The following is a 4,011-nucleotide window of genomic DNA, read 5'->3' as shown; positions in this document are numbered from 1 at the left end:
GTCCAGGCCTACGCCTCCGTGCCCAGCGCCGCCGCCGGCGGCACCATGGAGTTCCGGGTCTCGGTCCCGAGCGGCGCCCCCTGCTCGGTCGCGGTGCGCCGGATCGGGACGCCGGTGCCGACGCCCGCGGTGCGCTTCGTCGGGGAGGATCAGGACGGGGCGGCGGTCGCTTGGGTGCGGGTGGGCGATGACGGTTCCGGTCGCGGGCAGGACGCGACGGTCGAAGGCCGCGACCGGGGACTCGGCCCGGCCGGCGCCGTCGACCGGGGGCCGGACCCGGCCCGGGTCGCCGGCCCCCGCGATCCCCTCGGCGGCGATCCCGTCGGCGACGTCGGCGTCCCCCTCACCTGGTGCGACTGGGAGCCCTCGCTGCTTCTCGACATCCCCGAGTCCTGGCCGCCCGGCCTGTACGTCGCCCGCTTCAGCGTCGAGGCGCCGCTCCTGTCGGCCATGGCCCTGCGCGGCCGCAGTGCCTACGTGCCCTTCGTCGTGCGCGGCCCGCTCGCGGCCGGCTTCCCGGCGCTGGTGGTCCTCCCCTTCGCCGCGTACGTCGCCGCCAATCCGTGGCCGATCGCCGACGTGCGCCGGGCCCGCGCCATCTCGCTCGACCGGCCGTTCGCCGGGAACGGGCTGCCGGCCGGCTTCGCCGCCGACGCCGCGTTCGTCGAACCGCTCACCGCCACCGACTTCGCGACCAGCCTCGATGTGCACGCCGGGCTCATCGACCCCGGCGCGTATCGCAAGGTCCTGTTCCGCACCGATCTGTGGTCGCCCCGCATGCATTCGGCGATCGCCCGGGCCGGCCTGTCCGGTACCGACGTCGGCGGACTCGACGGAATCCCGCCACCGTCGATCGACTTCGCGCCGGGCCCCGACGGCCGCGATGACAGGATCCTGATCCGCTACTGAGCGGCGGCCCGCGTTCGCTTCCTACCCCAGCATCCGCGCCAGCAGATTCGCCGTCGCGCGCTGGATCCGCGAGTCGGCGATCCCGTTCGCGGACAGGCCCTTGGCCCAATAGAACGTGCCGCCGTCGAAGACCAGCCCGCCGGCCGGCGTCCGGTGCACGACCGTGTGCTGCATCCGCGGCTGTCCCTGCCCGGTGTACGGCGACGCGGCCAGGATCTCGACCCCGTCAGGGCTCTGAATCCACGGCTGCACCTGGTCGCACTCCCCCCACAGCAGCTCGGGGATCCGCTCGCCGTTCCGCACCCCGGTCCCCTCCCAGAACCAGTGCCCGGCGTTGTCCACGACCAGCGGCGCGGTGCCCTTGAGCGTCGAGACGTACTGCGAGCCGAGCACCGCCTGCTCCGGACGCCCGGTCTGCCGCCACTGCGCCGTCCGCTCGTTCGGCGAAGCGGCGCCGGGATCGGGCCGGTTCTTGTAGCAGACGACGATCCGGCCGCCGTCCTCCAGCCGGATCCGCCAGTAGACGTTGTTCGCCGCGAGGAACGCCACGTGCGCCCCGTTGGCGATGGCCTTGTCCAGCGCGTCGCGCATCGGCGCCGACCAGTACTCGTCGTGGCCGGGGAAGATCAGGGCTTTGTGACGGTTCGGGTCCACAGTCCCGTCGTGCAGATCCGCGCTGTCGGCGTACCCGACGCTCCGGCCGTTCGCGGCGGCCCAGGCCTCGACCCACTTCGCGAACGCCGTGTCCAGGTCGAAGTTCGCCGGCAGCCCGGTGACGTGGTACGGCCGGTCGAAGCTGACCTTGGTCGCGGCCTTGCCCTCGGTGTAGATCTTGCCGTCTTCCCAGGCGTAGTACAGGCTCGCGCCGGTCTTCTTGTCCTTGGGGTACTCGTTGTACGCCTGGTAGGTCGTGAAGGGCAGCGAGACCAGGATGTCGTGGCTGGTCGCGTCGTCCCGGACCACGAACGGGACGCAGGTCTGCAGGCCGTCCTCGGTGCGAAGCTTGGCCACGTGGATCCCGCCGCGCCAGTCGGCCGGCACGTCCAGATGCCAGCTGGGCGTCCAGGAGCAGGTGATGGTGCGGGTGGCGAGGTCGAGCGAGGACCACTGCTGGGTCACGCCGTCGAGCGCCTCGGTCTTCAGGACGCTGACATCCTCGGCCCCGACCCGGAAGATCTCGACCGTGAACGGCTGCGGCGGGTTCACCGAGATCATGAAGTCCAGGCCGGTGCCCCGGTTGACGCTGGTGGCGGAGGCGTAGACGCGGATCCGGCCCTCGACGTCGCTGCTGGCGCACGTTCCGCCGGATTTCGGCGACCAGACCGGCTCCCCGGCGGCGGCCACGTTCTCGGCGGGCGGGACATCACGGGTCGGCGGGGTCGGGTGCCTGGGGTCGTACGGCTTGGCCCGGAACAACCCGGTGACCTCGCGCTTGGCCTTCGCCGCGGCGCGCCGGCCGTACTTGCCGATCCCCATGTTGACACCCATTGACGCCGCCGATCGGTGGTGGAGCTGTCGCGGAACGCGCTAATCGGGGACCATGGTAGTGCGGTCTCAGGTCAGTCGAGTTGGCCTGAGACCGCTTCGCGCCCGGCGTCAGCCCACCGTCAGCCCGTCATCACAGAGCCGACGACATTGCCGTGGCTGTCGTAGTTCGTGACGGACTGTGGCTGCTGTTTCTGCTGATCCGTGAGCGACGGCACGAAGATGACGTAGTAGCCGTAGTGCTCGCCCGGAAGCGGGACGACTGGCTGCCGGACGCTGGTCTGCGTGCCGATCGTGACCGACACCGACGCCACCCGGGACGTGTCGGCCCGGCCGATGTACGCCCACAGCGCCAGACCGGAGGCCTGCGCGCTGACCGAACCCGAGGACAGCGGGCCGGTGGCGTTCATCTCCTGCGGACTGCATTGCCCGCCGCCGTCGTAGTCGGGCTGGGTCCCCGGCGGGCGGCCACCCCACTGCAGGCCGATGAAGTCACAGGTGAGGGTGTCGGCGTCGCCCTGCTTGGCCATCGGCAGCCGGGTAGCGCTCTTCACCGCGAGACCGACGTTCTGGGCGACGACGAACTGGTCGCGGACCAGGCGCCAGACCCGGCCGTCGATGGTGCCGCCGGTCACGACCGTGACGACGTCGTCGGGGTCGGGGGGCGTGGTGTTCGCGCCGAGGGTGTCCTGCGGCAGGGTGATCGTCGGGCTGGAGGTCGGGGTCTTCGCGACGTTCCGCGCCGCGGAGCCGGCCCCCGTACTCGGGCCGGAGCCCTGGTTCCTGCCCGCGGCGTTCGACGTCCCGCTGCCACCGTCCGCACCCCCGCCAGAGAAGATCGTCACCGCCGCGACCGGCAGCACGGCGAGCGCCGCCACCCCCGAGACCGCGGCCAGCCGGCGCTTCGTCCGCAACGCCTCCCCGCTTCTCATCACCACGTCGACGGGCGTGACCCCGATGTCCAGTTCGGCGACCTCCGCGCCGAAGACGGCGTGCAGCCGCGCACGCTCGGGCCCGTGCTCGAACTCCTCACTCATTCCGGTTCCTTCTTTCCGGGCTCGCTCACCTTGGAGTCGCGATCGAGCAACACGGAGCTGGTCCGCAGCCGGGCGAGCGCCCTCGAGGCCTGACTCTTGACGGTCCCGACCGAACACCCCAGCACCGCGGCGACCTCCCGCTCGGACAGGTCCTCCCAGTACCGCAGCACCACCACGGCGCGCTGCCGCGGCGGCAACTCGGCCAGCGCGGCCATCAGCGCGGACCGCTGGGCGATCGGCTCATGCGGCACATGCGAACGTCCGTCCGCGGCCACCCCCACCAACTGCTCGGCCACCCGCCGCTTCCGGAACCGCTCCGAATTCGCGTTGACCAGCACCCGCCGCACGTACGCGTCGACGTCATCCACCCGCCGCACCCGCCGCCACGACGCGTAGACCCGCGTCAAAGCGGTCTGAGCCAGGTCCTCGGCCAGAAACCGGTCCCCGGTCAGCAGAAACGCCGTCCGCACCAGCACCGGCCACCGCGCCACCATGTAGGCCTGGAACTCGGCATCGGCATCAGCGGCGGCATCGGCATCGGCATCGCTCTCGGCGGCGGCGTCGGCATCCGAACCACCCC

General features: G+C 71.9%; 4 protein-coding genes. 1 reads left to right on the top strand and 3 read right to left on the bottom strand.

From position 1 onward, the window contains the following. Positions 1 to 909: N,N-dimethylformamidase beta subunit family domain-containing protein (locus KGQ19_RS47700; RefSeq protein ID WP_212022144.1), on the top strand; the 909-nt coding region annotated here is incomplete at its 5' end. A gap of 21 nt (positions 910 to 930) precedes the next feature. On the opposite strand, the gene KGQ19_RS47695 is transcribed toward KGQ19_RS47700, so the two are convergent. The 3 genes from KGQ19_RS47695 to KGQ19_RS47685 all read right to left on the bottom strand — a co-directional run bounded on the left by KGQ19_RS47695 (position 931) and on the right by KGQ19_RS47685 (position 3,925). Further along, positions 931 to 2,385 (bottom strand): N,N-dimethylformamidase beta subunit family domain-containing protein, encoded by a 1,455-nt coding sequence (locus KGQ19_RS47695; RefSeq protein WP_212022143.1) that lies wholly within the window; start codon positions 2,383 to 2,385, stop codon positions 931 to 933. A gap of 131 nt (positions 2,386 to 2,516) precedes the next feature. Then, the gene (locus KGQ19_RS47690; protein ID WP_212022141.1) at positions 2,517 to 3,431 is read right to left on the bottom strand and encodes a hypothetical protein; all 915 of its coding nucleotides are present in this window, start codon (positions 3,429 to 3,431) and stop codon (positions 2,517 to 2,519) included. Then, a complete protein-coding gene (locus KGQ19_RS47685; protein ID WP_212022146.1) occupies positions 3,428 to 3,925 on the bottom strand; it encodes a SigE family RNA polymerase sigma factor in 498 nt (165 codons plus the stop codon). The genes KGQ19_RS47690 and KGQ19_RS47685 overlap by 4 nt, the downstream gene beginning before the upstream one ends. Between the last annotated feature and the right edge of the window lie 86 nt (positions 3,926 to 4,011).

The sequence above is a fragment of the Catenulispora pinistramenti genome (assembly GCF_018274385.1).
Classification (GTDB): domain Bacteria; phylum Actinomycetota; class Actinomycetes; order Streptomycetales; family Catenulisporaceae; genus Catenulispora; species Catenulispora pinistramenti.
Note: the sequence above shows the minus strand (reverse complement) of the source record. Positions and strands in the feature narration are given on the sequence as shown.

Excerpts from the sequence above, each read along its gene's own strand:
- KGQ19_RS47695 (WP_212022143.1), bottom strand. The coding sequence starts at position 2,385 with ATGGGGATCGGCAAGTACGGCCGGCGCGCCGCGGCGAAGGCCAAGCGC.
- KGQ19_RS47690 (WP_212022141.1), bottom strand. The coding sequence starts at position 3,431 with ATGAGTGAGGAGTTCGAGCACGGGCCCGAGCGTGCGCGGCTGCACGCC.
- KGQ19_RS47685 (WP_212022146.1), bottom strand. The coding sequence starts at position 3,925 with ATGGTGGCGCGGTGGCCGGTGCTGGTGCGGACGGCGTTTCTGCTGACC.